Annotated in this window: 22 protein-coding genes; 12 read left to right on the forward strand and 10 right to left on the reverse strand. The window is 66.2% G+C overall.

Translation table 11 applies throughout. From position 1 onward, the window contains the following. Nucleotides 1-171 precede the first annotated feature (171 nt). The 5 genes from ACH46_RS21900 to ACH46_RS00235 form a co-directional block, all read right to left on the reverse strand. The gene (locus ACH46_RS21900; RefSeq protein ID WP_174524654.1) at nucleotides 172-750 is read right to left on the reverse strand and encodes a relaxase domain-containing protein; all 579 of its coding nucleotides are present in this window, start codon (nucleotides 748-750) and stop codon (nucleotides 172-174) included. Next, nucleotides 642-959 (reverse strand): type II toxin-antitoxin system RelE/ParE family toxin, encoded by a 318-nt coding sequence (locus tag ACH46_RS00220; RefSeq protein ID WP_024476684.1) that lies wholly within the window; start codon nucleotides 957-959, stop codon nucleotides 642-644. Before ACH46_RS00220 ends, ACH46_RS21900 begins: the two co-directional genes overlap by 109 nt. Continuing rightward, a complete protein-coding gene (locus ACH46_RS00225; RefSeq protein WP_024476685.1) occupies nucleotides 956-1192 on the reverse strand; it encodes an addiction module protein in 237 nt (78 codons plus the stop codon). The genes ACH46_RS00220 and ACH46_RS00225 overlap by 4 nt, the downstream gene beginning before the upstream one ends. A 103-nt stretch (nucleotides 1193-1295) precedes the next feature. Further along, on the reverse strand, nucleotides 1296-4751 hold the full coding sequence (mobF, locus tag ACH46_RS00230) for a MobF family relaxase (RefSeq protein ID WP_024476686.1): 3456 nt from the start codon (nucleotides 4749-4751) through the stop codon (nucleotides 1296-1298). A gap of 227 nt (nucleotides 4752-4978) precedes the next feature. Next, nucleotides 4979-5563 carry a TetR/AcrR family transcriptional regulator gene (locus ACH46_RS00235; protein ID WP_024476687.1) on the reverse strand — a complete coding sequence of 195 codons (585 nt, stop codon included), beginning with the start codon at nucleotides 5561-5563 and terminating at the stop codon, nucleotides 4979-4981. A 105-nt stretch (nucleotides 5564-5668) separates the two neighbouring features. Here ACH46_RS00235 and ACH46_RS00240 point away from each other — a divergent pair, with 105 nt between their 5' ends. The 6 genes from ACH46_RS00240 to ACH46_RS00260 all read left to right on the forward strand — a co-directional run bounded on the left by ACH46_RS00240 (nucleotide 5669) and on the right by ACH46_RS00260 (nucleotide 11362). Further along, on the forward strand, nucleotides 5669-6628 hold the full coding sequence (locus tag ACH46_RS00240; RefSeq protein ID WP_199732620.1) for an MFS transporter: 960 nt from the start codon (nucleotides 5669-5671) through the stop codon (nucleotides 6626-6628). Nucleotides 6629-6658: 30 nt separating this feature from the next. Then, nucleotides 6659-6886: a hypothetical protein gene (locus ACH46_RS21535; RefSeq protein WP_197425747.1), complete on the forward strand. Its 228-nt coding sequence runs from the start codon at nucleotides 6659-6661 to the stop codon at nucleotides 6884-6886. Further along, nucleotides 6883-7572: an NAD(P)-dependent oxidoreductase gene (locus ACH46_RS00245; protein ID WP_024476688.1), complete on the forward strand. Its 690-nt coding sequence runs from the start codon at nucleotides 6883-6885 to the stop codon at nucleotides 7570-7572. Before ACH46_RS21535 ends, ACH46_RS00245 begins: the two co-directional genes overlap by 4 nt. Before the next feature lie 49 nt (nucleotides 7573-7621). Then, nucleotides 7622-8476, forward strand: a complete 855-nt coding sequence (locus ACH46_RS00250) for a helix-turn-helix transcriptional regulator (RefSeq protein WP_024476689.1) — start codon at nucleotides 7622-7624, stop codon at nucleotides 8474-8476. A gap of 503 nt (nucleotides 8477-8979) precedes the next feature. Further along, on the forward strand, nucleotides 8980-9711 hold the full coding sequence (locus ACH46_RS00255; protein ID WP_051317669.1) for a helix-turn-helix transcriptional regulator: 732 nt from the start codon (nucleotides 8980-8982) through the stop codon (nucleotides 9709-9711). A gap of 682 nt (nucleotides 9712-10393) precedes the next feature. Next, entirely contained in the window at nucleotides 10394-11362 is a 969-nt protein-coding gene (locus ACH46_RS00260; protein ID WP_101852925.1) for an IS481 family transposase, read from the forward strand. A gap of 230 nt (nucleotides 11363-11592) precedes the next feature. Here the strand turns inward: ACH46_RS00260 and ACH46_RS00265 are convergent, their stop codons facing one another. Beyond that, on the reverse strand, nucleotides 11593-13200 hold the full coding sequence (locus tag ACH46_RS00265; RefSeq protein WP_024476692.1) for a recombinase family protein: 1608 nt from the start codon (nucleotides 13198-13200) through the stop codon (nucleotides 11593-11595). Nucleotides 13201-13237: 37 nt separating this feature from the next. Between ACH46_RS00265 and ACH46_RS00270 the strand changes: the two genes are divergently transcribed. Both ACH46_RS00270 and ACH46_RS00275 read left to right on the forward strand, forming a co-directional pair. Beyond that, nucleotides 13238-14257 (forward strand): C-terminal helicase domain-containing protein, encoded by a 1020-nt coding sequence (locus tag ACH46_RS00270; protein ID WP_062391171.1) that lies wholly within the window; start codon nucleotides 13238-13240, stop codon nucleotides 14255-14257. A gap of 408 nt (nucleotides 14258-14665) precedes the next feature. Next, a complete protein-coding gene (locus tag ACH46_RS00275; RefSeq protein ID WP_062391172.1) occupies nucleotides 14666-16057 on the forward strand; it encodes an IS1380 family transposase in 1392 nt (463 codons plus the stop codon). 139 nt (nucleotides 16058-16196) lie between these two features. Here the strand turns inward: ACH46_RS00275 and ACH46_RS00280 are convergent, their stop codons facing one another. From ACH46_RS00280 to ACH46_RS00295, 4 genes are all read right to left on the reverse strand, one after another. After that, nucleotides 16197-16442 carry a hypothetical protein gene (locus ACH46_RS00280; RefSeq protein WP_062391173.1) on the reverse strand — a complete coding sequence of 82 codons (246 nt, stop codon included), beginning with the start codon at nucleotides 16440-16442 and terminating at the stop codon, nucleotides 16197-16199. A 310-nt stretch (nucleotides 16443-16752) separates the two neighbouring features. Beyond that, entirely contained in the window at nucleotides 16753-18096 is a 1344-nt protein-coding gene (locus ACH46_RS00285) for a DUF1214 domain-containing protein (protein ID WP_062391174.1), read from the reverse strand. A 215-nt stretch (nucleotides 18097-18311) separates the two neighbouring features. Further along, on the reverse strand, nucleotides 18312-19253 hold the full coding sequence (locus ACH46_RS00290; protein ID WP_062391175.1) for a TauD/TfdA dioxygenase family protein: 942 nt from the start codon (nucleotides 19251-19253) through the stop codon (nucleotides 18312-18314). Nucleotides 19254-19442: 189 nt separating this feature from the next. Beyond that, a complete protein-coding gene (locus ACH46_RS00295) occupies nucleotides 19443-20258 on the reverse strand; it encodes a helix-turn-helix domain-containing protein (protein WP_236995110.1) in 816 nt (271 codons plus the stop codon). Nucleotides 20259-20737: 479 nt separating this feature from the next. Between ACH46_RS00295 and ACH46_RS00300 the strand changes: the two genes are divergently transcribed. The 4 genes from ACH46_RS00300 to ACH46_RS20715 all read left to right on the forward strand — a co-directional run bounded on the left by ACH46_RS00300 (nucleotide 20738) and on the right by ACH46_RS20715 (nucleotide 24923). After that, nucleotides 20738-21850, forward strand: coding sequence for an NDMA-dependent alcohol dehydrogenase (locus ACH46_RS00300; protein WP_062391177.1), 1113 nt, complete (start codon nucleotides 20738-20740; stop codon nucleotides 21848-21850). Nucleotides 21851-21889: 39 nt separating this feature from the next. Continuing rightward, nucleotides 21890-23341 (forward strand): aldehyde dehydrogenase, encoded by a 1452-nt coding sequence (locus ACH46_RS00305; protein ID WP_062391178.1) that lies wholly within the window; start codon nucleotides 21890-21892, stop codon nucleotides 23339-23341. Nucleotides 23342-23371: 30 nt separating this feature from the next. Next, entirely contained in the window at nucleotides 23372-24607 is a 1236-nt protein-coding gene (locus ACH46_RS00310; RefSeq protein ID WP_226995707.1) for a thiolase family protein, read from the forward strand. Nucleotides 24608-24671: 64 nt separating this feature from the next. Beyond that, nucleotides 24672-24923 carry an AMP-binding protein gene (locus tag ACH46_RS20715; RefSeq protein WP_236995142.1) on the forward strand — a complete coding sequence of 84 codons (252 nt, stop codon included), beginning with the start codon at nucleotides 24672-24674 and terminating at the stop codon, nucleotides 24921-24923. The last annotated feature ends 40 nt before the right edge of the window (nucleotides 24924-24963 follow it).

Here is a 24963-nt window from a genome sequence, read left to right on the forward strand (position 1 = left end):
ACCGGCGGCGAAGGTGATGGCTCGAACGTAGGCGCGATCTGCCTTGCTCGCCTCACCTTCGGCTCGCTCGACAGCCGCGTCCAAACCATCGCGAAGTCGCGTGCACTGCAGATGGCGGCGAGGGAGAGAGTAAGTTCTGCAGTGTGCCCGATCGGGAACAGGGGGTGGGCTTTAGTACCCCTGCCCGAATTCGCGAAGTCTGGGCCACAGATCGCCGCCGACGACGCCGAAGACCCCTACGTCCGCCAGCATGCCGCCGAAGCCCTGCTTGAGATCAACGAAGACCGGAAAGTCAACGGCCGCTACCTCGCCGTCAAGACCCGACAGAACCTCGCCCGCCTCACCGACTTCGCCGAACACACCCGTCGGTTTCCCTGCCTCTTCCGCCTCGATCAACGCCACCTGTGCACCCCTATCAGCGGGAGCGAGGGTCTCGGGAAGCTTCTCAAGCCGACGGGCAACTCGCTCGGCAGTGCTTGCGAATCGGCGGTACGGACGACCCAACTGTTCGCTCGTGTTGGGGTCCTGGCCGTGCCCCATGAGACGGCGGAGCTGCTCCTCGCTGACCTCACCACCGGGTTCGACGGCGCCAGAAATGTACGCGAGACCCGATCCGAGCCATGAGCCCGGCGGCGTGCTGTTCAGTCGTTCAGCCGGTGGAGCCAGTAGCCGGGTTCGCGGCGCTCGTGGGCGTAGGCGAGGATCAGGATCGTGTCCGGCTCCACCGTGTAGACGATGCGGTACGGGTATCCGCGAACGGCCTTGCTGCGGATCACGGTGCCATCGTCAGCGGTCGTGAATGGTGGGGCGGCGTTCGGCCATTGGTCGAGGTCTTTCCGGGCTTGCCTTGCTCGGTCGATGAGCGCAAGGCCGATCCCTGGCTCCTGGTCTTCGTACCAGCGCACGGCGGCGTCGAACTCCGCGACGGCCTCGGGGTGCTCTCGCTGGGCCAAGGTCATGCGGTGAGCAAGGCGCGCAAACGCTCGTAGTGCTCGTCGGCATCCACCAGATCGACCGCACCCTCACGCACCTCGGCCAGTCGCCGGGTAGCCTCGGCACGCCAGGCTGCATCGACCTCGCTCTCGTCGTCTGCATCATGGAGGCTTTCGAGCAGGGCGTTAGCGACGACCGCGCGCTGATCGGCGTCGAGCGCGAGGCCGTCTCGGATCAGAGTTGCGGTGTCGGGTGTCATGTATTCAAGTGTACGTCGAACGGCCGACAATCGCGCTGGGCGTCTGTGGCTCGGGTTGCGGGGCTGCTGTGAACGTCACGCCGACGCGACGTGCTGCTGATGCTCATAGGCCGCGTGCTGGCCCGTCATGTCGCGGGTCGTTGCGCCGCGGGTCGCGTTCGGTCGGCTCGCGGAGTTGCCGTTCGCGTTCGGCGAGTGCTTGCTGCCTTGCTTCGTGCTCGGCGCGGGTGGTTTCGATCCGTGCGGCGGCGTCGCGGATCGGTAGCGCGCGGAGGTAGTCGGCCTCGGCTCGGAGCGCGGTGGCTTGCTGGTGCGCCTGTCCTGCTTGCTGTGCTGGGTTCGGCAGTCGCATCCCGACCCGGTGGCGCATCACCGCCTGCGGCCCGTACTCGCTGACCAGCAACGCCCGGCGTTCCTGCTCGTGCCGCTGCCGCAACTCGTCACGGTCGGCTCGCGCGGCCTCGACGTGCTGGGCGGCGTCGATCACGCGGGGATCGGCCTCGGCGCGACGCTCGGCCTGTCGTGCCGCCCACTCGGGCAGGGTGTCGGTGGTGCGGGGTGGTTCGCCCCATGTTTCGCGCACCCGTGCCCGAACCGTCCGGGTGTGCTCGCTCGTCTGGCGGTGCTCCGCGCGGGCCTTGCGCCTGCCGAGCCTGCCGACGGTGGCGAGTCGGCTGCTTGCGGCGGCCTCGCGCTCGACAGCATCGAGATAGGTGGTGCCGTCTGCCTCGGCCTGCACCGTCAACGGTTCCGCGATTTCGGCACGGATGCGCGCCGCCTCGTCCTCGGCGTGGCGGAGCACGTCGGCGTGCTCGTCGTCCTCGGTCTTGTGTGTTGCGCGCTGGGCGTCGAACCTGGCAGCGGTCTGCTCCCAGCGTTCCGCCGCACGTTCGGCTCGTTCGGCTTCGGCGGTGAGGCGGGCGAGTTCTTCGGTGATGAGCTGCACGGGGCCATCGCTGACGAGGCCTTGCACGGCGTCGATGGCTTGGGCGGTGGCGTGGTCGAGGCCACGGTCTGCCGGGTCGCGTTCCATCGCCTCAACGAACCGCGCCCGCGCATCCGCCATATCAGCGGCGACGACGTGGAGTTGGTTCTGTTGGCGGCCTCTCGTCATGCCGACGTAGACGCCTGCCGCGCTCGTCGCCTCCGACAAGGCCGTGTGGGAGGCATCGACGGTTGCGCCTTGGACGCCGTAGGCGGTCGCGGCATACGACAGGTGCGCCCACTCGCTCACGTACTCGGCGGGGAGGGCGACGGTGCGGCTGTGCTTGCCTCCGCCGCTGACTTCGCGGGCGTAGACGCTGCCCTCGTCGGTCACATGCTGCACGATCCATTGCTGCCGGTTTGCCACGCCGAGGTCGCTGCTGTTCTTCCGGGTCTGGATCAGGTCGCCAGCGCCGATGCTCAGCCCGTCGCTGCCGGTCGTCGTCATAGTGTCGTCGACCTCGCCGCGCTCGACCCGCCCGGCGCGGATGTGCTCGTTCAGCTCGGTGGCCTCGTCGTTGGTGGCGACGGTGATCGCTTCGCCGTCGTGGGCGTGGGCGGTGATGTGCTCGCGGGCCGCTTCCTCGTCGGCATGCAAGGTCACGAGGCCCATCGTGGCGAGTCGGTCGAACACGTCGCCGGGGTGCTCCCGGTCACGCATGACCAACGTCAACGCCGCATACTCGGCATCGGTGAACCTGTGGAGTTCGGTCATGTCGTAGGTACGGCCACGAATCTGGGCGGCCATGTCGAGCACCCCGCCGCGCCCGACCGCCGGGAGCTGCGCCCGGTCGCCCACGAACGCGACCGACGCGCCTGCCTCGGCGGTGACGGTCAGCAGAGCGAGGGCGGTGTCCTGGTCGAGCATCCCCGCTTCGTCCACGATCACCCGCTCACCCCGCGACAGCACGGCGTCGTTTGGTGGGCCGGTGTAGATGTTCCCGGTTGCAGGGTCGGTGTCGCCGGGTGCGAGGCGTGTCCATACGCCGTCCTCGTTCCACCGCCACCCATGCGCATACACGAGCGCCGCGACGGAGGTTGCGGGCACGCCGAGTTCTTCGTGGGCGACCTGCGCCGCACGCAACGTCGGCGCAACCACCCGCGAGGATCGCCCGTGCTCGGCTGCAACCTCGATGGCGACGCCGAGCATGGTGGTCTTGCCTGCGCCCGCCGCGCCCTCGACAATCACGAGCGGGTTGGTCGAGGCGACGGCAGCGGCGGCCACGGTCTGCCCGGTGTCGAGTCCGGCGGCTTGCGCAGCGTCGGTCACGTCGGGGTGCTTCGGCTCCCGTTCCGGCGTCGCGGCGGTGAGTTGGTCGCGGAGTGCGGTCTCGGCGGCGACGACGCCAAGGCTGGTGAGGTGGGCGACGTGCTCGGGTTGCACCATGCCCGGCGGCAGCACCGAGAAACAATCCGAGGCGGCGAGTCCGGTGGCGAGGTCGATGAACTCGCGCAACTCCGCCGGGGTCGCTTGCACGCCTGCCTCGGTGGTGATGCGGGTGACGTGCTCTCGCACGGTGTGCGGTGTCCAGGTCGATGCAGCCGCCGCGCAGCGATCCAGCGCACGACTGGCGACCTGTTGCACGCTGAGGTCATCCAGCGATGCCGGCGCAACGGTGTCGGGGTGCTGCAAGCTCTCGGGGTGGTAGCCGGCGTCTCGGAGTTCCTGCTGCCACCACTGCTCGTTCTTCAAGTCCGCCGGTTTCTTGCCGGGCCGCTGGAACGCCCACGCCGCGTCCTGCATCCGAGCGGTCAACACCGGGCCGGGCGTCTCGCCGGGATGCTTCGCTTGCCACTCGGCCTCCATGCGTTCCAGGTTGCGTCTGATCTGCGCCGACCGCTTCGACATGACGGCGTTGAACGGCTCCAACTCCACAACCTCACCGCTTACGGGGTCGAGGGTCAGGCCATGCTCGGAGAGCGTGGCGGCGAGCTGGGGGTGCGCGGCGATCACCGCCGTACCGAGAGCACGGATCGCGCCCTGCTGCTGGAACAACGCCGCCGTGGTCAGCGCCCGCCACTTCCCGCCCGCCCACACCCTCGTGCCAATCTGGAAATGGATATGCCGGTGCGGATCACCCGCACGACTCGTCTTGTGCGTGATCGCGACGGTCTGCATGTGCTCGACCGGCAGCACCTCCTGCGCGCCGCGCGGCCCCGCCAACGTGACCGAATGCTGACCAAGGAAGTGCTGAATCTCCCGCGCCGCATCCCGCTGCGTCGCGTCCAACGCCTCGGACACGTCCGGGTGGAGTGCGGCGGCGACCGACAGGCTCTTCGGCGCGTTGATCGTCATCTCCGCGAACAACGGCGACCCCCGACGCACCTTGCCCGGCTTGCGCGGGGTACCCATCGACTCCCCGGTGTCCGGGTTCACCCAATCGACCCAGGCTTCGTACTCATCCGCCGACAGCGACCGAGCAGCGGTGACCTCGCCGGTCGCGTCGATCACGGCGTACTCGGCCACGGCCTGGTCTGCGCCGAGGTAGTACTCGTCAGCGCGGGAGCGGTCGGCCTCGACATAGGCGCGCGCGGCAGCACCGCTGCCGTGGAACAGCTTCACTCCACCCTTCACTCTGGCCTCCCTCACGAGTCGTCTCGTGAGAGAGGTGCGCACTACGGCCCCGCCGTAAAATACGTGCCTCACTGAGATAGGGGGCAGATGACTGATGGAGCCGAGCGTCAGCGCGAGAGCGTCGCACAGAGTGTCGCTGGCAAGAGTTGGCGTCACAAAGTTCGAGGGAACTTTCGGAGTTCGGTTCGATGAAGTGACTAGTCTTCTCGGCGAACTTCGTGACCTGATTACTGCCCGATGAGTCTTCGGGCAGCGGTGACGACGGAGGCACGGCGGCGTGCGTGTTCGGCGTCGCTCTCGGCTCCGGTGATCATGCGGGCGACCTGCGGTACCGCTGACCACCATCCGGCGAGTGAGAGCACGAGGAACATCAGGTGGTCGGCGTCGAGGTCGCTCGTTACTGTGCCCTTGGCCTGTCCGTCGGTCATGGCGGCGACTTTGTATCCGTAGTATTCGCGCCGCTCGGCCTCGTCGGGTACTTCGGTGTCGAAGACGAGCCCTTCCCAGCGCATGAGCCTGCCGAGTTCGGGGTGCTCGCGGTGGTAGTCGTAGACGCGCCCGGCGTAGTCGCCCACGTCCTCGGTTGCGAATGATTCGACGGGCACGTCGCGGGCTACCTTCGCCAGTTCCTCGCGCAGTACGGTGGCGAAAAGTCTGTCCTTGCCCCCGAAGTGCGTGTAGACGCGCTCCTTGTTCACCCCGGCGGCCTTGGCGATGCGCTCGATGGTCGTGCCGTGCGGCCCGTGCGCGGCGAACTCGGCCACCGCCGCGTCGAGGATGCGGCGCTTCCTGCCCTCAACATCCCAGCCCATCGTTCCCACCTCCCGTCTCGTGCGGTAAACCCAACGCTCACGTTGCGTCTTCGCGGTTAGCCTACTACAGTCAAATCCAACGGAAACGTTGGATTTGGAGTGGTGGTGTCTGCGAACTCGACGGAACAGATAGCGGGAGCAGGCGAGGCGCGCGAGCACCCGGCAGGGAACGGCGTGGTCGTGCTGCTCGTGGTCACGGCGCTGCTGGTGCTCACGCAGTTGTACGCGGCAATCCCGCTGATCGCCCCGATCGGTGCGGAACTCGGCTCTGATGTGACGTTCGCGCTCTCGACGGTGTTCAGCGTGTGCTATGCGGTCGGGTTCCTGATCTGGGGGCCGTTGGCCGATCAGTACGGGCGGAAGCGGATCATGCTCATCGGCCTGGTGTATCTCACCGTCGCGACCATCGCCTGCGGCTTCGCCTCCACGGTGCCGATGCTTGCTGCGCTGCGCGGGGTGCAGGGGGTGATGGCGTCGAGTTTCGCGCCGGTTGCGCTCGCGTATCTGGCCGAAGCGACCCCGCTGAAGCGTCGGGCAACGGCGATCGGGGCCATGTCGACGGCATTCCTCGTTGCCGGGATCGCAGGCCAAGTACTCGCCTCCGCGCTCAGCCTGACGTTGGGCTGGCAGTGGGTGTTCATCCTCTCCGGCATCATGCTCGGCCTCGGCATGATCGGCGTCGCCGTGCTCGTCACCGAGCCGCACAGTCGCAGAGACGATGCGAGCCTGGTGCGTCGCTTCGCCGTAGTCGGGAGGGTCGCCACACGCCCCTCGGTGCTGCTACTGAGCCTCGCGCACCTAACGCTGCTGTTGTCGTTCGTCGGCATGTACACCGGCCTCGGCCCGCACCTGACCGACCTCTGCCTGGACTCATCGCAGGTGATCTGGCTCCGCCTCGTCGGGCTGCCGGGCATGTTCGCCTCCCTCTTCGCGGGCGCTATTGCGAAGCGTCTCGGCGGCGCGGGGGTTGCACGTGCCGGGTTCGCCCTCGCCGCGATTGGGCTGCTGATCGAAGCCGCACTCTCGGCATCCCTCGCGGGCACGGCGCTGGCGAGTCTCGTGTGAGTCACTGGGGTCGCGCTCGCGGTGCCCGCGATGATCACCCTGTTCGGCGAGACCGCCGCCCCGAACCGGGCCGGTGGGATGGCGCTCAACGGATTCGTGCTGTTCCTCGGTGCCAGCGTCGGCCCACTCACTGCCTACCTGGGCTTGGACTTCCCGATCCTGCTCGTCAGTCTCGCCGCGCTCATGGTGCTCGCCGTCGCCAGCCTCACCGGGTTCGCCCGACTCACCCGCACGCCCGCTTCGGAGGTACCTGTATGACTCGCATCCTGATTCTCGGCGCGACCGGGCGCACCGGAGCCGCCATCCTCGCTCATCTCCCCGCAGGCATCGAGGCGACCGCTGCGCTGCGCGATCCGGCAGACACCACGCGGCTCGCCAAGACTGCTGCATCGCTGACCTCCACGGTCGTGAACATCGCTGAGAACGCCAGTCTCACGCAAGCAATGCACGGCATCGACGTCGTCATGAACGCGATCCGACTGCGTGAGGACATCGCCCCGACCGAACTCGTGGCCGTACATGATCGACTCATCGAGGCAAGCACCAAGGCCAACGGCGCTCCGGCCCGGATCGTCACGGTCGGCGGAGCAGGAGCACTCCGACTCCCTGGAGACAGACGGTTCTGGCAAGACCCCCGGTTCCCAGAACCCACACTGCCGCGCGGGAGAGCACACGCCATGCTGCGCGACCACCTCGAAGCGGGCAACGCAGGATCAGAATGGGCGTATCTGATCCCGCCGCCCGTCTACGAACCGGAGGGGCCGACGACAGCACGCTGGGAACGAGTCTCCCCTTCCACAGACGAGACTGCGTTCACCCGACAAGCGATCAGTTATGCCGACTTCGGAGCGGCAGTCGCGGAGACTTCCACCAAGGACGACACTCGCACGCAACTCATCGCATGGCCCAGTGAACTGACAGAAAAGCACCCGATGAGTGGATAGGCGCATCTCCCCGCCGTTGTCGGCTCGGACACGGACGACGCATCGACCTGTGGGCCTGGCGGCGTACAACGTTGTCCGGCTCGTTGTGATCCGTGACGGCACGGCCATCGTGTTCAGCGAGTTCGGACAGCAACCCGTCAGCTTTGGCGACGCGGTGCTGCTGGGGCCGAGCGTGCTGTTCGGCGTCGAACCCGAGGGGCGGGTCACCTATACGACGGTCTACATCGACACCGACATGGCGCTGGATCAGTTCTTCTGGCAACACTCCGCGATCTTGCACGACCGCCTCGACGCCCACGACTTCGCGGGAAAGGTGTACACCGAACCTGCCCAGGTACTGCACCTGGGCCGGGATCGAGCCGGGCGGTTGTTGCCGTGGCTGGACGAGCTGGTCGCCCTCACCGTCGAGGGCAAGTACCTGGAACGGTTCCATCGGATGCAGGCGCTCTGGTTCCTCATCACCGATGTGATCGCGCCGTGCATCCGCGTCTCGACGGTGCGGCTGACCCGGCTGCAACGTGCCCGCGCTCGCCCGTTCTCCGCTCGAAGTCGGGTGCCTGAACCGTTGCGTCGTGAGGCGATGCTGGTGCGCGACGCGCTGCACAGCCGGATCACGCACCCGTGGACGCTCGCGGAACTGGCAGCCCTGGTGCGGCTCTCTCCGAAGCACCTGGTGCGCGTGTTCACGGACACGTTCGGGAAGACCCCGACCGCCTACCTGGTGATGCTCCGCGTGCAAGAGATGGCGCGGCTCCTACGCGAGACGAACATCACCGTCACCGCCACCGGGCAGCGGGTGGGGTGGCGGAGCCGGTCGCGCGCGGTAGAAGCATCCACAGCGCACACCGGAGTGACACCGAGCCGCTACCGAGACATGCGCCCGCTCATGACCGACCTCCCATGACCGAGCCGGTCGCGCTGCCCGGCAAAGTGCCGGAGTGACCGGGAAACGCCCGGCCTGCTCGTCTCCTGCTTCGCCGCGACCGCCGGTGCTTGGTAGGCCGGTTCTTCCCCCTGGTTGCTCGGGGGTGGTCAGAGAAGGGAGGTCGTCATGTCGCTGCTACTCGAACGCCCGGCGACCACGCCGACCGGTCATGAGCCTACAAGGACGCCGCAGTCGCCGCACCCCGCGATAGTGCAGCCGGTCGAGCCGTGGAGTTGCGTCTATGTCACCAGCATCCGTCACCGTCGCATATTGGCGGCGACCGCCTATGACTGTGTGCGCTTCGTGGTCGTGCGCGACGGCTCGATCATCCTCACCGATGCCGATGCCGATGCCGATGCGGGCGGGTCGGCGTCGGTGGGTGATGTGGTGCTGGTCGCCCCGAACGTCGAGTTCGGGTACGAACCCGAGGGCACCGTCACGGTGAGGACAGTGGCAGTGGATACCGATTACTGGTCGAGCAGTTGTTCTGGCAGCACCTCGACGTGCTCGCGGACGGCGAAGCCGCACGCGACCTCGCAACTCACCTGTATCCCGATCCGGTGCAGGTGCTGCGCGTCGGAGAATCGCAGGCCGAACGGCTCGGGCCGATCCTCGATGAACTCGCCACACTCACCGGCGAAGACCAATCGCCGCGCGGCTACTTCCGTGCGTATGCGCTGCTGTTCACGGTGCTCGCCGCCATCGCGCCGCTGGTTCGTCACGCGCCGGTGGAGGTGCCGCCGCTGACCTCTCGGCAGCGGGCCGTGCGGGTCGCGCCTCCCCGGTGGCGGGAGTTCAAGCCGGTGCGCCGCGAGATTATGCGCACGGCGGCGCTCATGCAGAGCAACATCGCCAGGCAGTGGCCGCTCACCGAACTGGACGCGCACGCCTGCCTGTCGCCGAGTCAGCTCAATCGGGTGTTCAAGGACTCGTTCGGGGTGACGCCGCCGGTGTACCTGTCGATCCTGCGCGTACAGGAGATGGCGCGCCTGATCCGCGAAACCGATCTGCTCATCGGCACGATCACCGAACGGGTCGGCTGGTGCCACCACTGCGGGCAAGCCTCGCGCATCTTCCGCCGCTACATGGGCGTGACCCCCATCGAGTACCGGCGCTACGGCCCACCGTCCGCGAGCCGGGCGGGGCCGGGCGTCGGCATCGCCACCGCACGCGCCGACGACTCCCGTGGGAACGGGTGCGCACCTACCTACTGACACCTGCCCACACGACCGGAGGAACCCGACGATGAGCACCGCCACCACGCGACCGCGATACGCTCCGGCGCGCCTGCATGTCGGGGTGGGGGTGACGGTTCCGGCAAATTGCCGGAACCGTGCGACCAGGGCTTTTACTCCCGGCCGGGGTGGTTCCGTCGAATCGGCGGCACCACACTCGCGGGGCGACGGTCGGGGAAAATTTCCCACACCGTCCAGCCTGCGACCTCGGCCCGCTGTGCTGCTCGTTGTGGTTCTCGTGACGGTGGTGGCAAATTGGCACCACCGTCCGACCAGGAGTTTCGCCGTTGCCCCCGCGAACCAAGCCGCATCCGCTGCGACCTCACCGCGACCGTTCACGGTGGTGTCGAATCGCCACCACCGTCGGACCTGCGCTTTCGCTCCGCTCGGCTGGCCGTCACGGGCGCGAACGGTGCCGCAAAATTTGCGGCACCGTTGAGCCGGTTCACGAGGGTACCGAATCGGCACCCCCGTGACATACCCCGTTTGGGGTCGGTCGCAGGTAGCTCCCTGTGGATAAGTCTGCATATAGTACCTCAACTCGATGCCAGGTACTAGATGTACCCGGCCATGAGGTTGGTGGCGTTTCCGGTCTTGTGAAAGGGGAGAACCTCCGGGCTTAGTGGAGATGTCTGACGTCTTCACGAACTCGGAGGTTCTCGTGTCCCACCGTAATGCCCGCTTGACCGTGCACGGCAGGCTGCTCATCGTCCATCGTGCCGGTGCCGGGTGGAAGCAGGCGCATATCGCCGCGGCAATGGGCGTGTCCCGACGCTGCGTGAAGCGGTGGCTGGACCGCTACCGCGCCGAGGGTGAAGCCGGTCTCTACGATCGCTCCTCGCGGCCTCACCACGTCGCCAACCGCACCCCCGATGCCAGGGCCGCGGCGGTGGTCGCGATCCGGAAGAAGGAACGAGTCGGCCGTGACGAGGTCGCGGCCCGCACCGGGGTGCCGGCGCGGACGGTGTCGCGCATCATCGCCCGGTCCGGGCTGCCTCGTCTGGTCGATCTGGACCCGATGACCGGGGAGCGGATCCGCGCGTCGAAGACCACAGCGGTCCGCTATGAACGCGAGCAGCCCGGCGAGCTGGTGCACATGGACGTGAAGAAGCTCGGTCGCATCCCCGACGGCGGCGGGTGGAAGGCGCACGGCAGAGCGATGGGCTCCACAGCCGCCCGGAAACAGACCGTCGTCGGCTACGACTACGTGCACTCCGTCGTCGACGACCACTCCCGGCTCGCATACTCCGAGGTCCTCCCCGACGAGAAGGGCCCGACCTGCGCCGCGTTCCTCGAACGCGCCATCGGCTACTTCGCCGCGCACGGCATCCCCCGCATCGAGCGGCTGATCACCGACAACGCCTGGGCCTACCGATGGTCGCTGCGCGGCGTCTGCGGCGCGCACGGCATCCGGCAGAAGTTCATCAAACCGCACTGCCCGTGGCAGAACGGCAAGGTGGAGAGGTTCAACCGGACCCTGCAAACCGAATGGGCCTACCGGCAACCGTTCACCTCGAACGACGACCGCACCGCAGCACTTGACCCCTGGCTCGAGCACTACAACACTGGACGACGCCACTCAGCCCTCGGAGGCAACCCCCCGATCAGCCGACTGCAACCAACGTCCTGACCCCGTACAACTAGATGTTGTGGTTTGCCTGTCGTACCTGTCTACATGGATACCTCGACGCAGACCACCACAACCACGCCCGAACCAGCCTCGACCGATGCCCCCGAACCACTCGGCGCACGCCTCGCGCGGGAGAGCCGCGCAGCGCAGGGCCTGCCTCCGGTCATCGCTGACCCACGGGTGCGTGAGCAACTGCAAGCCCTCTGCGGCCTGCCGAAGGCGCGGGGGCGTTAGGCGCGCCAGACGAACTCGACCCGATGTGCGAGAATCCCCGCCCGGTACACCTCACGGCGGGCATGAAACGCTTCGACGGTCTCATTGCGCCGCCTCGCCGGTGTCGCGCCGTTCATCCCCCTGGGCAGGGCGTGAACGAGGACGGCTTCAAGGACGAGACTGGCGGCCTGGTGCTGCCACATCGGGGTACGGTCGGCCCACTCCTGTGCGACGGTCGTCATATCAATCGACGGGCCAGTGTGCTCCGGCACCGTGGCGGCGTACTCGCGGCGGGTGCGTTCGATGCGTTCGGCGATCCGTGAGCGTTGCCGCACCCACATCGACTTGTCGATCAACCCGTCGTAGTAGTCATCATCGAGCCGGGCGAGGCGTTCCCGGTCGGCATCGAGCGTCGCGGCAAGCCCCACTCGTGCGGCCTGATCCGCGCCCGGAGACTGGCGCTTGGCGGGGTTGAGGGTGATCTGCTCGAACGTCGCGAGCACGGCTTCCTCCACGAGTTTGGTGAGGTCGCCGGAACGGATCGAGCGGTTGCACCCGCCCGGCACCTGTTGCACACACTGATACACCTGGCCGCGATGCAGCATGGCGCGTCCGCAGGTCGAGCAGCGGATCAGACCCGAGAACGGATACAGCCGTTTCGCCGCCCCACTGCCGGGCTGATGGAAGTTTCGGGCCTGCTTGCGGGCATCGAGCACATCGGAGACCTGCTGCCAGGTGTCCTCGTCCAAGATCGCGGGCCACGCGGCGGTCGTCTGCATCAGGGAGGTTTTCGACCGGGTGCCGTCCGGCAACAACGGTCGATACTCCCGTACCCCCTTGATCGAGGGGTTGCGCAGCACCAGTTTGAGTGTCCGATCCGACCACCGGCACCCGTGCGTCGTACGGATACCCCGCCGGTTCCAGTCGGTGAGAATCCGGTACAACGTCTCTCCGGCCAGCACCCGCCGCGCGGCTTCCCGCACCAACTCGGCAGCCTCGGGGTCGATCACGAGCGTGTGGTTCTCGGCGCGGTAGCCGAACGGCACCTGCCCACCATGCCAAGTGCCCTCGATGGCCTGCTGCTTCGCCGCCCGAGCGACACGGCGGGCGGTGTCGGCTGAGGACTTGTTCGCCATCGCGACCAGCACCCGCGCCATCGCCACATCAGAATCCGTATCCAACCTCAGCGAGCCGGTCACGGAGCGGACGCTGAAGCCGTTGAGTACCTTGGCGTCGATCAGGTCTTCCAAGTCTCTCGGGTCGCGCACCGCCCGATCCAGGTCGTAGGCGATCATCACCCCGGCGCGCTGCTCGCTGAGGTGCTTCAACATCGCGCGGAACTCCGGGCGCACCACGCGCCGCACCCGCTCACCCGTCGGGAGTGTGATCGTGCGCTGCTTGAACGCCGACGTGTCGTTCTCCCGGTACACCTGGGCGACTTCCCACCCGTGCGCTGCCGCATACGCCCGGCAGTCAGCTTCCTGCCGGTCAACACCGCGCTCGGTGCCCTCGGGATCATCACTGATCCGCACATACACCACCGCCCGCAACGACGGCGACGCCTGCGCCGTCGCCTGGTCGTTCGGCTCATTGCCTGCGGTTCGTTCCTGCTGATCGTGGCTCATCTCAGCCACCGCCTTCCTAGCTCTCATCGAGAGGTAGGTGCGTTTACAGAACCTCGGCTACGCCTCCACCGTCCACCGCGCCCAAGGAGCCAGCGTCGATACCGCACACGCGCTGGTCGATCCCGAAACGTCGTCGCGGGAGCTGTTCTACGTGGCGATGACGCGCGGCAAGCACCGCAACCACGCCTACGTGATCGTGCCCGACCCGCACGAGATCGAGCCGCATCTCGACCAACCCGAGCCGCTGACCCTGACAGACCGGCTCGCCAAGGTGCTTGCGCGCAGCGACGCCGACCTCTCCGCGACCGAGACGCTGACGCGCGAGGTAGACCGTCACGCCTCGCTGTCCACGCTGCTCGCCGAGTACGACGTGCTCTCCCGAGAAGCACAGACCGACCGCTGGGCCGCCCTGCTCGACATCGCGCCGTTCCCCGAGAACGTGGCCGACGACGTGTTCACCAGCCCCTACTACGAGCACTTGGAGAGCGCACTCGCACGTCACGAGGCAGCCGGCCACCTTGCAGCCGTCGCGCTCACCGCGCTCGCACCGAGACTCACGCCCGGCGAAGACCAGGCCGACCCCGCCGCGCAGCTGGCCAACATGCTCGACCAAGCAACCCAGAAACTCCGGCCCGGCAAACGAACCAGAGCGCGGGTCATTGGACTCATCCCCACGCCTGCCGAGCCGATCGCAGATGACATGCAGACCGCGCTCAACGAGCGGCAGGCGCTGATCGAGGCTGCTGCGCGAAAACTGCTGCACGACGCCCGAGAAGCGGGAGCCGCATGGGTGGCGCGGCTCGGGCAGCTGAGTTCACGACCCGAAGCGCGAGAGCGGTGGGAGGCACACGCCGCCACTGTCGCGCTATACCGCTACCGCTACGAGATCACCGGCCCGGCACCGCTGGGCGACCCGAACATCGTGCGTGGCCCTGACCAAGCGGCCGAGTACCGAGCAGGCCAGGCTGCGTTGCGGCACATCAAGGCGAGTGTTCGACGCGATGATGAGAGAGGATCCCAGTCGACCGTCCGCAGCACACTACGACGTGGGCTCTGACCCTCGACCTCATCAGGCGCGCGACGACACGCCACGCGTAGAACCACTCGGTGACGACGTTGTGGCAGGTGGAAAACTGCTCCGCCGGGCGTGTCACCACGGAACCGACGACGCGGGACGATGCCGGAGGATACCCTATGTAGCATGGGTACCGCGTACGACTTCCTCAGCTCTCATCTGAAGACGATGGCTGCGCCGTACCTGTTTATCGGCTCCGGGATTTCAAGACGGTACGCTGATCTGCCCGATTGGGAAGGTCTCCTTAGACACTTTGCTGCATTTACTAGCCTCCGCCTTTCATCGGTGAATTCGACTCGCCCGGCCTGAAGCATGAAGAAAGGTGCTCTCACCTGCGATAATCGTTCTTGCGACAGTCCGATTACGTCAGAGCGAAGGAGCACCTTCCTGGTGAGCAACTCTACCGTGTTCTACCCACAGATCCTTGCCGCCGGGGACGGCAAGAACCTCGTGTCCCACGCCGGAACCATCCTGCTGACCCGCACAGTCGAGGTCAGCGGCCTGGCAACAGAGTTGTCGACAGCGTTGGCGCCGTGGCGCAAACCTTTGGCCTGGCACGATCCGGGCAAGATCGTCGCCGATCTCGCGGTGGCGTTGGTCGCCGGCGGCGACTGCCTCGCCGACATTGCCACCGTCCGCGATCACCCCGAGGCGTTCGGGCATGTCGCCTCCGACCCGACCGTGTCTCGCCTGATCTCCGCCCTCGCCGCCACGCCAGTCGAGGCCATGTCAGCGATCGCTGCTGCGCGCGCCGCGACCCGGGCACGGGTGTGGTCTCTGGCCGGCACAGCCGCTCCGAACCACGGCATCTCGGCGAGGAATCCGCTGGTCATCGATCTCGATGCGACTCTGGTCACCGCCCACTCCGACAAGCAAGCGGCAGCAGGAAACTACAAGGGCGGCTACGGATTTCATCCGATGACCGCGTTCATCGACCACGGACCGGGCGGTGCGGGTGAAGCCGGGACGATCCTGCTGCGGCCGGGCAACGCCGGATCGAACACCGCCGCCGATCACATCGCCACCACCCGCACCGTGTTGGCACAGATCCCAGGTCTACCAGCACGTCCCGGCCGGAAGGTGCTGATCCGCACCGACTCGGCGGGCGCCACCCACGACTTCCTCGACTACCTGCATAAACAACGACTCTCGTACTCGGTCGGGTTCGGTCTGGACGCCCGGCTCGGTGAGATCATCGACCGACTCCCGAAACAGGCATGGACCCCGGCCTACAACAGTGACCGCGAGCCGCGCGAAGGTGCTGACGTCGCCGAGTTGACCGGAGTCATAGACCTGACGGGATGGCCGCCCGGGATGCGAGTGATCGTGCGGCGGGAGAAACCGCACCCCGGTGCACAACTGCGTATCACCGACCGGAACGGGTGGCGGCTGACCGCGTTCGCGACCAATACCAAACTCGGGCAGCACGCCGACCTGGAACTGCGGCACCGCCGACGCGCTCGGTGCGAGGATCGGATCCGGCAGAGCAAAGACTGCGGCCTGATGAACTTGCCGCTGCACTCGTTCGCGCAGAACCAGATCTGGACCGCGATCGTGGCGTTGGCGTTCGACCTGAACGCATGGATGCAACTGCTGGCGTTCACCAGCACAAACACGCGAACCTGGGAACTCAAGACGCTGCGACTTCGGTTGTTCTCGATCGCAGCTCGTCTGGCCCGTCACGCCCGCCGGCGGCGAATTCGGTTCGATACCCGCGCCAAGTACACGGGCCTGCTCATCACCGGACTCCACCGCCTCGACGCCTTCACAAACAGCAGCTGACCAGCACACCGCTCCTATCCGAACGATCTGAAAGGCACCCTCTCCGGGCCCGTGAAACCCGGCCGCGAACCGGCGGCACCCGGCAGACCTGTCGTACCCGACCGACATAATCAGCGCTGCCGCAATCAATCCGAACCGCTCAGGACAGGAGAAGCCCCCGACGAAAGATTGAGGCTAAGGCGATCACGCAAAGCAGGACCTTCGATCGCACCCGGTTCGCAACGAAGCCGACGACAATCGCCGAGATGCTGAACAGCGCGAAGAAGCCACTGGAAAGCAGGCCGTACTGCTCGGCGGTGAGTCCAAGGTCGGCTATCAGGGGTTTAGCGGCCAAACCAAGTATGGCCTTGTCGCCAAAGTTGATTAGCATGAAAAGCAACAGCATTCCGGTGACGATCCATGCCCTCCGGCGGTCCGGGGGCGCGCTCGTCGTGTCTTTAGTGGGAATTCTTATAGCGGTCATTTCTGGCTCTTTTCTGAGAATGACGGGATGACGCAGTTGTGGGGGATCGCGGCGATTCGGCATTGACGGCGTCGGGTGCCATATTCACGCCAATCGGCACTAGGAGGTCCAGATTTAGTGTTCTGCATCACGATGAGAATCGGATTGAATTTGTGCGCCAATTCCGTGCATTTAACCGTCGCGGACGGGCACTTCTGTGTGTGGCGCTATCGCCGATAAGGCGAGAATCAGGTCAGGTGGTTTCCACGAAATCGCCTGGGCGCCAGGAGCCGTCGAATGCTGACGGTTGAGGTTGGTAGATGCGGAGGAAAGCGAACCACTGACCGCCGGGATTGGTCTGTATCCAGCGATCGGCTCCTCCGTTCGGCTGCACCGGCCCGAAATGCAGATCGACTGATTCATTGCCGGTCGATTCGGTCAATTCGACCACTGAGCGGAGTGCGGCTTTACCCTGCGCCGTTCGAATCTGTGATCGGCTCGCGGAGTCGTAAATGGTAATCGACCAGAATTGCCCGGCCGGTACCGGCAGCGGAACCGTCAGGCGGTACGACTTCCCGCCAACCAAGAAGGCGCCGGCACTGTCGCGATAAGCAGACCAATAGAGCGAACCGACGCCGGGGGAGCGGAGCAGCATTTTCGGCGTGACGCCGATGGCCTGTGAGAACCAGCGCTCTCGCGCCTCGAGGTCCATGCCGTGCGACGTCTCGAAATTCGCGTCGCCACCGATGTGTAGCCATTCCCAGTGCCGGTCGTCCCACACGACCCGTTCGGCCCGGGTGCTGGCGTACCCGCTGGCCAGGAGTGCGTCGCGGCCGGCCCGGGCCGCGTGCTCGAGCAACTCGCGTTCAGAGGAGTTCGGCGCAAAGGGTTCATCGTGCGTGATGCCGAGACTCGCCGCGAGGGCGTACATGACGCGGTACTCGTCGATCGGAGGTTCGGTGGAGAGCACCCGGTGCAGGTGCTCCCAGAACTGGATGTTGTCTTCCCACGGCACCGGGGTGTTGTGGATGTCTTGATCGTCGACGAATGCGAGGGACGGCGGTGCGGACGCTTCCGCCATCGGGTAGACATTCAGCAGGCGCAGAGCGGCGAGGGCATCGTCGACCTGGCCGTTGGCCGGTACTGTCCGGACCAGGAGCCACAGCTCAAAGGTCCGTGCCTGAACTGCGTGGTACCCGTCCGGAACGGTGCCTTCCCAGCCCGGCGGCAGGATGAGATGGCGACCTCCACTGCCCGCGTCGGGGCCGGCCAGCCCGAGGTCCTGGACGGCACGGTAATTGTGGTCGTTCACGAAACCCATGTATGGACCCGCCGGTATCTCGACCACCATCGGCCCTGCGGTCCGCAGATTGAGGTTCATCGTGAGATAGGGGGTGTCGGAGTTGCCGGTGAATGCGGTGGTGCTGGGGGTCAAGGCGACGAGGTAGGCATCCCGGTTGTCGGCGAGGCCGAGTTTCCGGTGCCCTTCCAGGGCCGCTTCGGCGGATACGATCGGGTAGAAGAACCGATAGACCTCGACGGCACGGTGGAACTCTGGTGACGAACGGAGATCATCGTGCTTCGCGATGAGATCCATGCTGGTCAACTCCTGTGTGTAGGCGGCGGCCCGTGCTGAAATCACCACCCCGGCCGGGTGTCGTGACGCACGTGCGGAATATGTCTAGGCCAGCGGAAGGTCGCTGAGCGGTCGAAAAGTAGTGAGGTTCCGACCCCACCAGACAGCAAAGGCCGGGTCCTGATCTCCGTGTGAAGCTCGGAACCTGGCCTCGCTGATGAGTCGTGCGGTGGGTGCTACCGGGCGGAAACGCCGATCGGAACGTCGCCGACGATCGAGATCCGCTCCATCACACGCGGCATCGGGAAGTAGTCGCTGGCGGCGTAGTGCTGGCACGTGCGATTGTCCCAGAACGCGATCGTGTTCGGCTGCCACTTGAGGCGAACCTGGAACTCCGGCCGCGCGACGTGCCGGTACAGGCGGGTGAGGATGTCGGTCGACTCATCGTCGGACACGCCGAGGATTCGGGTGGTGAAGGCGAGATTGACGAACAGGACCTTGCGGCCGGTCTCGGGGATCACCCGAACCACGGGGTGGTGCTGGGGCGGGAAGTGCGGGCGGAGAGCTTCTGCGGTCTCCGGCGGCATAGCGACACCGAAGACATCCATCCAGTCGTGCTCGGCGACGAGATGCTCGATCCGTTCCTTCAACTCCTCGGGGAGGGTGTCGTACGCCGCACCGGTATCGGACCACAGGGTGTCGCCGCCGACCGGCGGCACCTCGACCGCGCGCAGGACGGCTGCGTGCGACGGGTGGGTGTGCCAGGAGACGTCGTTGTGCCATCCGTTCTCCACGCCGCCGCCGTTGGCCATGCTCCGGTCGAGGGTCTGCACGTCGACGTCGGTCTGGTCGTCGCCGAGGTGCTTGTAGAACGGGTGCTGCTCAAGTTCGCCCCACAACTTCGCGAATTCTCGCTGGTCGACACGGGTGATGTCCTGGTCTCGGAAGAAGAGCACCTTCCAGTCGAGTTGAGCGCGTCGGATCTCGGCGAGAGTGTCCTCGTCGATGTCGCCTCCGAGGCGGACTCCAGAGATCTCGGCGCCGATGGTCGGTGACAGGGGACTGACGGTGATGCGGGTGTAGCCGTCGGTGCTGGCCGGCGGATGTGCCACCAGTGGGCCGGAGGGGGAGTAGTCGTGAAGCAGCTTGTAGTGCGCGGAGAACGTAGGGGTAGACATCGCAAGCCTCCTGAGATCGGTGCGGAGTTCGTGCGGCTGAATCAGCCGAGCAGTGCGGTCGGGCGAAATCGACCGGGCTCACTCAGTGTGCTGGATCACGTCACCCTTGGCTTGGACGGCTGCGCCACTGCATTGGACTTCCGCGAGACAGGTCGACAACCCGAAGGTCAGTGCGACAGACGGGGCCGGTCAGGAGGCCGGGAGGAGGAGGTGCTCGCCTGTTGTGGCGGTGAACTCGGTCGCCGTGACCTCGGTCGTGCGATCTCGCAATTCTGCGCGAAAAGCCGAGGGGGACAACCCGAACTGCTGCTTGAACGACCGGGTCAGGTGGCTGGCGTCGGAGAAATTCCACCGTGCCGCGATGGCTGCGACGGAGTGTTGCGTCGCCTCGAGATCGGCGCGTGCCCGCATCAGCCGACGACGTCGCACCACTGCTCCGAGGGTGTCACCGTTCTCGGCAAACACTCGGTTGACGGTGCGCACCGATACTGAATGCGCGGCCGCGACCTGAGCGGGAGTGATGGCATTGTCGCGCAGGTGGGCGTCGATCCAGCTCTCGATCGCAGTACGCAGCGCCACTGCGGTGCCGGCGCCCGGTTCGCCGCCGGGCTCGGAACGCAACATGCCCGCGATCAGTTCCAAGGTCGCGTTGCGCGCAGACGACAGAGACTGCTGTGGCAGCGCCTGAACACTGTTCGTCAGCACCCCGAGGTAGTCGCCCAGCAGTTGGGACGCCGGGGAGCTCAGGAGTTTCCCGGATCGGGTCTTGGGGCCGCGAATGAGGTCGAAGACCTGGCCGGGGATCATCAACGACCGCTTCCGGACCATCCTGTCGATCTCGAATTTGGCGGGTTGGTGAGAATCCCACAGCACCATGTCGCCAGCGGTGAGTTCCATGCGCGAGTTGCCGACCGTGAAGACCTCGTCGCCCTCTTGGATGGCGATGAGGACGGCGAAGTGATCGTCGCTGTCGGCGATCAAGGACTTGGTCCGCGCCACAGACATCGGGCCACACACGAACTCGACTATCGAAAGCTCGTTGATGCCGAGGTACGAGACTCCCTCCTGTCGAGGTCGGCTCGTCGGTTCGGCAGAGCGGACTGCAAGCGGCACTCCAACGGTGGCCATCTTGCCTTCCCAGAGCGAAATCCGTTGGTCGAACGGGATCGCCTCAAGCCGAGACACGTCCGTTCCGAGCATGCGAATCACCTCCTGGTCACCACTATTGAACCAGTGTGCCTTGCATCACGGCACCGGTTCAACCTCTGTCGCGCAGGTTCAGGCGCCTGGCGCGCAGGTTCACGTCGGGCTCCTGCGGCGGAGTGGTGGGGACGGTCGATCGGGCGGTCTGAGCAGCGCATTCGCAACCTGTCGCGCGGGTTCAGTGTGGTGACGCTCCTGTCCAATCTTTCGCAGGTGAGACCCAGCACACTCATTTTCAGCACATCAACCCCCGCTGAGCCGGGCAACCAAGGAGAACCCCCATGAAGATGGATGCAGCAGTCCTCTGGAACTGGAACGACGACTGGAGCGTCGAGGAAGTCGAGCTCGACGGGCCCAAGGAGGGCGAGGTCCTCGTCCGGTACGTCGCCAGCGGCCTGTGCCACTCCGATGAGCACGCGCGCACCGGATCGATGCCCACGGCCACGCCGATGGTCGGCGGTCACGAGGGCGCCGGGATCGTCGAAGAGGTCGGGCCGGGCGTCCACGACCTCAAGCCGGGCGACCACGTGGTCTGCGCGTTCATTCCGGTGTGCGGCAAGTGCCACTGGTGCGCGACGGGACAGTCGAACCTGTGCGACAACGGTGCACTGATGCTCCAGGGCACCATGCTCGACGGCAGCTTCCGCCGGCGGGCCCGCGGCCAGGACGTTGCCGCGCTCGGCCTGCTGGGGACCTTCGCCGAGTACGGAACGGTGCCGCAGCAGTCGCTGGTCAAGGTCGACAAGGACATTCCACTCAACCGTGCCTGCCTCGTGGGCTGTGGCGTGACGACCGGTTGGGGCTCCGCGGTCAACTCGGCCAAGGTGCAGCCCGGCGACACGGTGATCGTGATCGGCTGCGGCGGAATCGGTTCCGGTGCTCTCCAGGGTGCGCGCATCGCTGGTGCCGCGAACATCATCGCCGTCGACCTGGTGCCGGAGAAAGAACACGCCGTGAAGGTCCTCGGTGCGACGCACTTCTGCACGACGTTCGAGGAAGCCACCGCACTCGCGGCCGAGCTCACTCGCGGTGTCATGGCCGATTCGGCCATCCTCACCGTCGGTGCCGTGAGCGGGGACATGATCGCCCCGACCCTGGGTATGGTCCGCAAGGGCGGCATCGGTGTGGTCACCGGTTCTGCGCCGTTCACCTCGACGTCCGCCGATATCTCGCTCGCGGAGCTGATGCTGTACCAGAAGAGCCTGGTGGGCAGCCTGTACGGCGCACGCAATCCGCGGGCGGACATCGTCAGCCTGCTGAACCTGTACCGCAACGGCCAACTTCTGCTCGACGACATCGTCACGGCCGAGTACCAGCTGTCGCAGATCGGCCAGGGCTACGACGACATGATGGCCGGCAAGAACCTCCGCGGCGTCATCAATTTCGACAACTGACCCGACTTCCTTTCCCGTTCTTACTCAGGAGACTTCACCATGCACGTCTACGACACTCTCTTCATCGGCGGCAAGTTCGTCCCGCCGGCCTCGACGGAAACTGTCGACATCATCTCGTCGAGCACCGAGGAGGTCATCGGTCGCATTCCGGCTACGACCACTGACGACATCGACGCCGCGGTCGCCGCAGCGCGCTCGGCCTTCGACGATCCGACCGGCTGGTCGACCTGGGAGCCCGCCCGTCGCGCCGAGGTCCTGGATCGGTTGGCCGACGAAATCGAGGCTCGAGTGGAGGAGCTGACTCCGCTCGTCGCGCAGCAGAACGGCATGCCGATCACCCTCGCGCACCAGCTGGAGTCGGCACTGCCCGCCGGAATCTACCGCTACTACGCCGAGCTCGCCCGCACGACCGAGTTCGAAGAGGTTCGCCCCGGCGTCCTCGGCGGCCGCGCAGTGGTCCGCCACCTGCCCGTCGGCGTCGTCGGCATGGTGATTCCCTGGAACTACCCGAACCTGATCTGCGCCACCAAGATGGGACCGGCTCTGGCTGCCGGTTGCACGGTCGTGATGAAGCAGAGCATCGAGACCTCGCTCGACTCGTACATCATGGCCGAGGCGATCCAGGCTGCGGGCGTTCCTGACGGCGTCATCAACTTCGTCCCCGGCGGCGGGGCCACCGGAGCACACCTCGTTGCTCACTCGGACATCGACAAGGTGAGCTTCACCGGGTCCACGGCAGTCGGTCAGGAGATCGGCACCAAGTGCGGTGAACTGATGCGACCGGTGACCCTCGAACTCGGCGGCAAGTCTGCCGGAATCGTCCTCGATGACGCTGACCTCGCGGCGAGCGTGGAGAACCTGTTCGTCGCGACGCTGGTGAACAACGGCCAGACGTGCGTGCTGAGCTCGCGGGTGCTCGCCCCGCGGTCGCGCTACGACGAGGTCGTCGAGACCCTCGCCGGACTGTTCTCGAGCGTCAAGGTCGGCGACGCGCTGGACCCGGAAACCCAGGTGGGCCCGGTGGTATCGAAGCGTCAGCTCGACCGCATCCGGGGCTACATCGCCAAGGGCATCGAAGAAGGTGGCCGCGTGGTCGTCGGTGGCGCCGATCGTCCGGAGGGTCTCGACAAGGGCTGGTTTGTGCAGCCGACTCTGTTCGCGGACGTCGAACCCGACAGCACCATCGCGCAGGAAGAGATCTTCGGCCCCGTCGTCCTGGTGATGCCCTACGACGACATCGACGATGCCGTCCGCATCGCCAACGGGACCAAGTACGGTCTCGCGGCAACTATCTGGACCTCGGATGAGGAGAAGGGCCGGGAGCTGAGCCGTCGCATTGAGGCCGGCACCGTCGGCATCAACCACTTCATGACCGAGCCGGTCGCGCCGTTCGGCGGCATGAAGGCGAGCGGTCTCGGACGCGAACTCGGACCGGAGGGTCTGGCGTCGTGCCAGCACCTGCAGACCGTGTACCTGCCGCCGGCCTCCTGATCGCTCGACAATTTCTAGAACGGAGCTGACGTGAGTTCAGTAGAGCAATTGTGGGTGGCCGGCGTTGGCATGACGGAGTTCGGTGTGCATCGAGCCCTCAGCGTTAAACAGCTGGTGGCCTCGGCAGTCGGCGACGCCTTGGCGGACGCCGGCGCCGAAACCGGATCGCTCGACGTGGCATTCTTCGGAACTGCCACCCAGGGCCGTCTGGAAGGGCAGACGTCCGTTCCGGGTGAGATTGCGCTGCGTGAGATGGGAATCGGCGCGATCCCGGTGTTCAACGTCGAGAATGCGTGTGCGACGGGCGCATCCGCGTTCGCACTGGCGTGTGCACACCTTCGTGCCGGGCTCGCCGATGTCGCGCTCGCCGTCGGTGTCGAGAAGATGCACACCGACGATCCGGCCGCGGCGATGGCCGTGTTCGAGGGCGGATTCGACGTGAACGATCGAGCGGGTCTGGATCGCGATTTGGCGATCCTCGGCGGAGCGTCGGACACCTCGGACGTTGGCCGACGGTCGATCTTCATGGACATCTACGCCGCGATGGCGCGTTCGCACATGGGATTGTATGGCACTACGGCAGAACAGATCGCCGCCGTTGCTTCCAAGAACCATGCTCACGCCATCGATAACCCACGAGCGTTCTACCGCAAGAACTTCACGATCGAGGAGGTGCTGGCGGCCCGTCCGCTGGCCCCTCCGATCACGGTGCCGATGTGCTCCCCGGTCACCGACGGTGCGGCCGCTGCCATCGTGTGCACGGAGGCGGGCCTCAAGCGTTTGCGTGCCGCCGGTGTGCCGGTGCGGGTCCTCGCGTTCTCGGTGGCGACCGGCACCGACCGCGACATCACAAATTTCGAGAACCACGTCAGCTCGCGCGCCGCTCAGAAGGCATACGAGCAGGCCGGCGTGGGGCCCGAAGAGGTCTCGGTGGCGGAGGTGCACGACGCCACCGCCTTCGGCGAACTGCTGCAGTCCGAGCTCATGGGGCTGGTGCCCGAGGGCGACGGCGGGCCGGCGGCGTTGCGGGGGGATACCACGATCGGGGGCCGGATCCCGATCAACCCGTCCGGTGGTCTGGAGTCGAAGGGACACCCCATCGGCGCCACCGGACTGGGGCAGGTCTTCGAGCTGGTCGAACAGCTCCGCGGTCGGGCCGGCAGTCGTCAGGTCGAGGGAGCGCGGATCGCGCTGGCCGAGAACGGCGGCGGATTCCATCGCGGCGAAGAAGCCGTAGCCAGCGTCATCATCCTGGGAAGTGAATAGAAGAATGATTACCGACTTCTTTGATCGCGGTTGGTCGATGGACCCGACCGCAGTCGCCTATCAAATGGGTGAAGAGACTTGGACGTACGAGCAGGCGGGTCGGCTCACGCACCGAGTGGCTAACGGCTTGCTGTCGTTGGGCCTGGAGCGCGAAGCCAAGGTTGCAGTCCTGTCCCCGAACTCGCCGGCGTCGTGGCTGTGCGTGTTGGGAATCTGGCGCGCCGGTGCGGCGTGGGTGCCGCTGAACCCCGGGAACCCGGTAGCGGATACCACTAGCCTCCGCCTTTCATCGGTGAATTCGACTCGCCCGGCCTGAAGCATGAAGAAAGGTGCTCTCACCTGCGATAATCGTTCTT

It is taken from the genome of Gordonia phthalatica (assembly GCF_001305675.1).
GTDB lineage: Bacteria > Actinomycetota > Actinomycetes > Mycobacteriales > Mycobacteriaceae > Gordonia > Gordonia phthalatica.

What these genes read in the sequence shown, in the direction of transcription:
- ACH46_RS00220 (WP_024476684.1), bottom strand. Translation starts at nt 959, where the DNA reads ATGACCTTGGCCCAGCGAGAGCACCCCGAGGCCGTCGCGGAGTTCGAC.
- ACH46_RS00225 (WP_024476685.1), bottom strand. Translation starts at nt 1,192, where the DNA reads ATGACACCCGACACCGCAACTCTGATCCGAGACGGCCTCGCGCTCGAC.
- ACH46_RS00235 (WP_024476687.1), bottom strand. Translation starts at nt 5,563, where the DNA reads ATGGGCTGGGATGTTGAGGGCAGGAAGCGCCGCATCCTCGACGCGGCG.
- ACH46_RS21535 (WP_197425747.1), top strand. Translation starts at nt 6,659, where the DNA reads ATGATCACCCTGTTCGGCGAGACCGCCGCCCCGAACCGGGCCGGTGGG.
- ACH46_RS00245 (WP_024476688.1), top strand. Translation starts at nt 6,883, where the DNA reads ATGACTCGCATCCTGATTCTCGGCGCGACCGGGCGCACCGGAGCCGCC.
- ACH46_RS00265 (WP_024476692.1), bottom strand. Translation starts at nt 13,200, where the DNA reads ATGAGCCACGATCAGCAGGAACGAACCGCAGGCAATGAGCCGAACGAC.
- ACH46_RS00280 (WP_062391173.1), bottom strand. Translation starts at nt 16,442, where the DNA reads ATGCTGTTGCTTTTCATGCTAATCAACTTTGGCGACAAGGCCATACTT.
- ACH46_RS00285 (WP_062391174.1), bottom strand. Translation starts at nt 18,096, where the DNA reads ATGGATCTCATCGCGAAGCACGATGATCTCCGTTCGTCACCAGAGTTC.
- ACH46_RS00290 (WP_062391175.1), bottom strand. Translation starts at nt 19,253, where the DNA reads ATGTCTACCCCTACGTTCTCCGCGCACTACAAGCTGCTTCACGACTAC.
- ACH46_RS00295 (WP_236995110.1), bottom strand. Translation starts at nt 20,258, where the DNA reads ATGTCTGTGGCGCGGACCAAGTCCTTGATCGCCGACAGCGACGATCAC.
- ACH46_RS00300 (WP_062391177.1), top strand. Translation starts at nt 20,738, where the DNA reads ATGAAGATGGATGCAGCAGTCCTCTGGAACTGGAACGACGACTGGAGC.
- ACH46_RS00305 (WP_062391178.1), top strand. Translation starts at nt 21,890, where the DNA reads ATGCACGTCTACGACACTCTCTTCATCGGCGGCAAGTTCGTCCCGCCG.
- ACH46_RS20715 (WP_236995142.1), top strand. Translation starts at nt 24,672, where the DNA reads ATGGGTGAAGAGACTTGGACGTACGAGCAGGCGGGTCGGCTCACGCAC.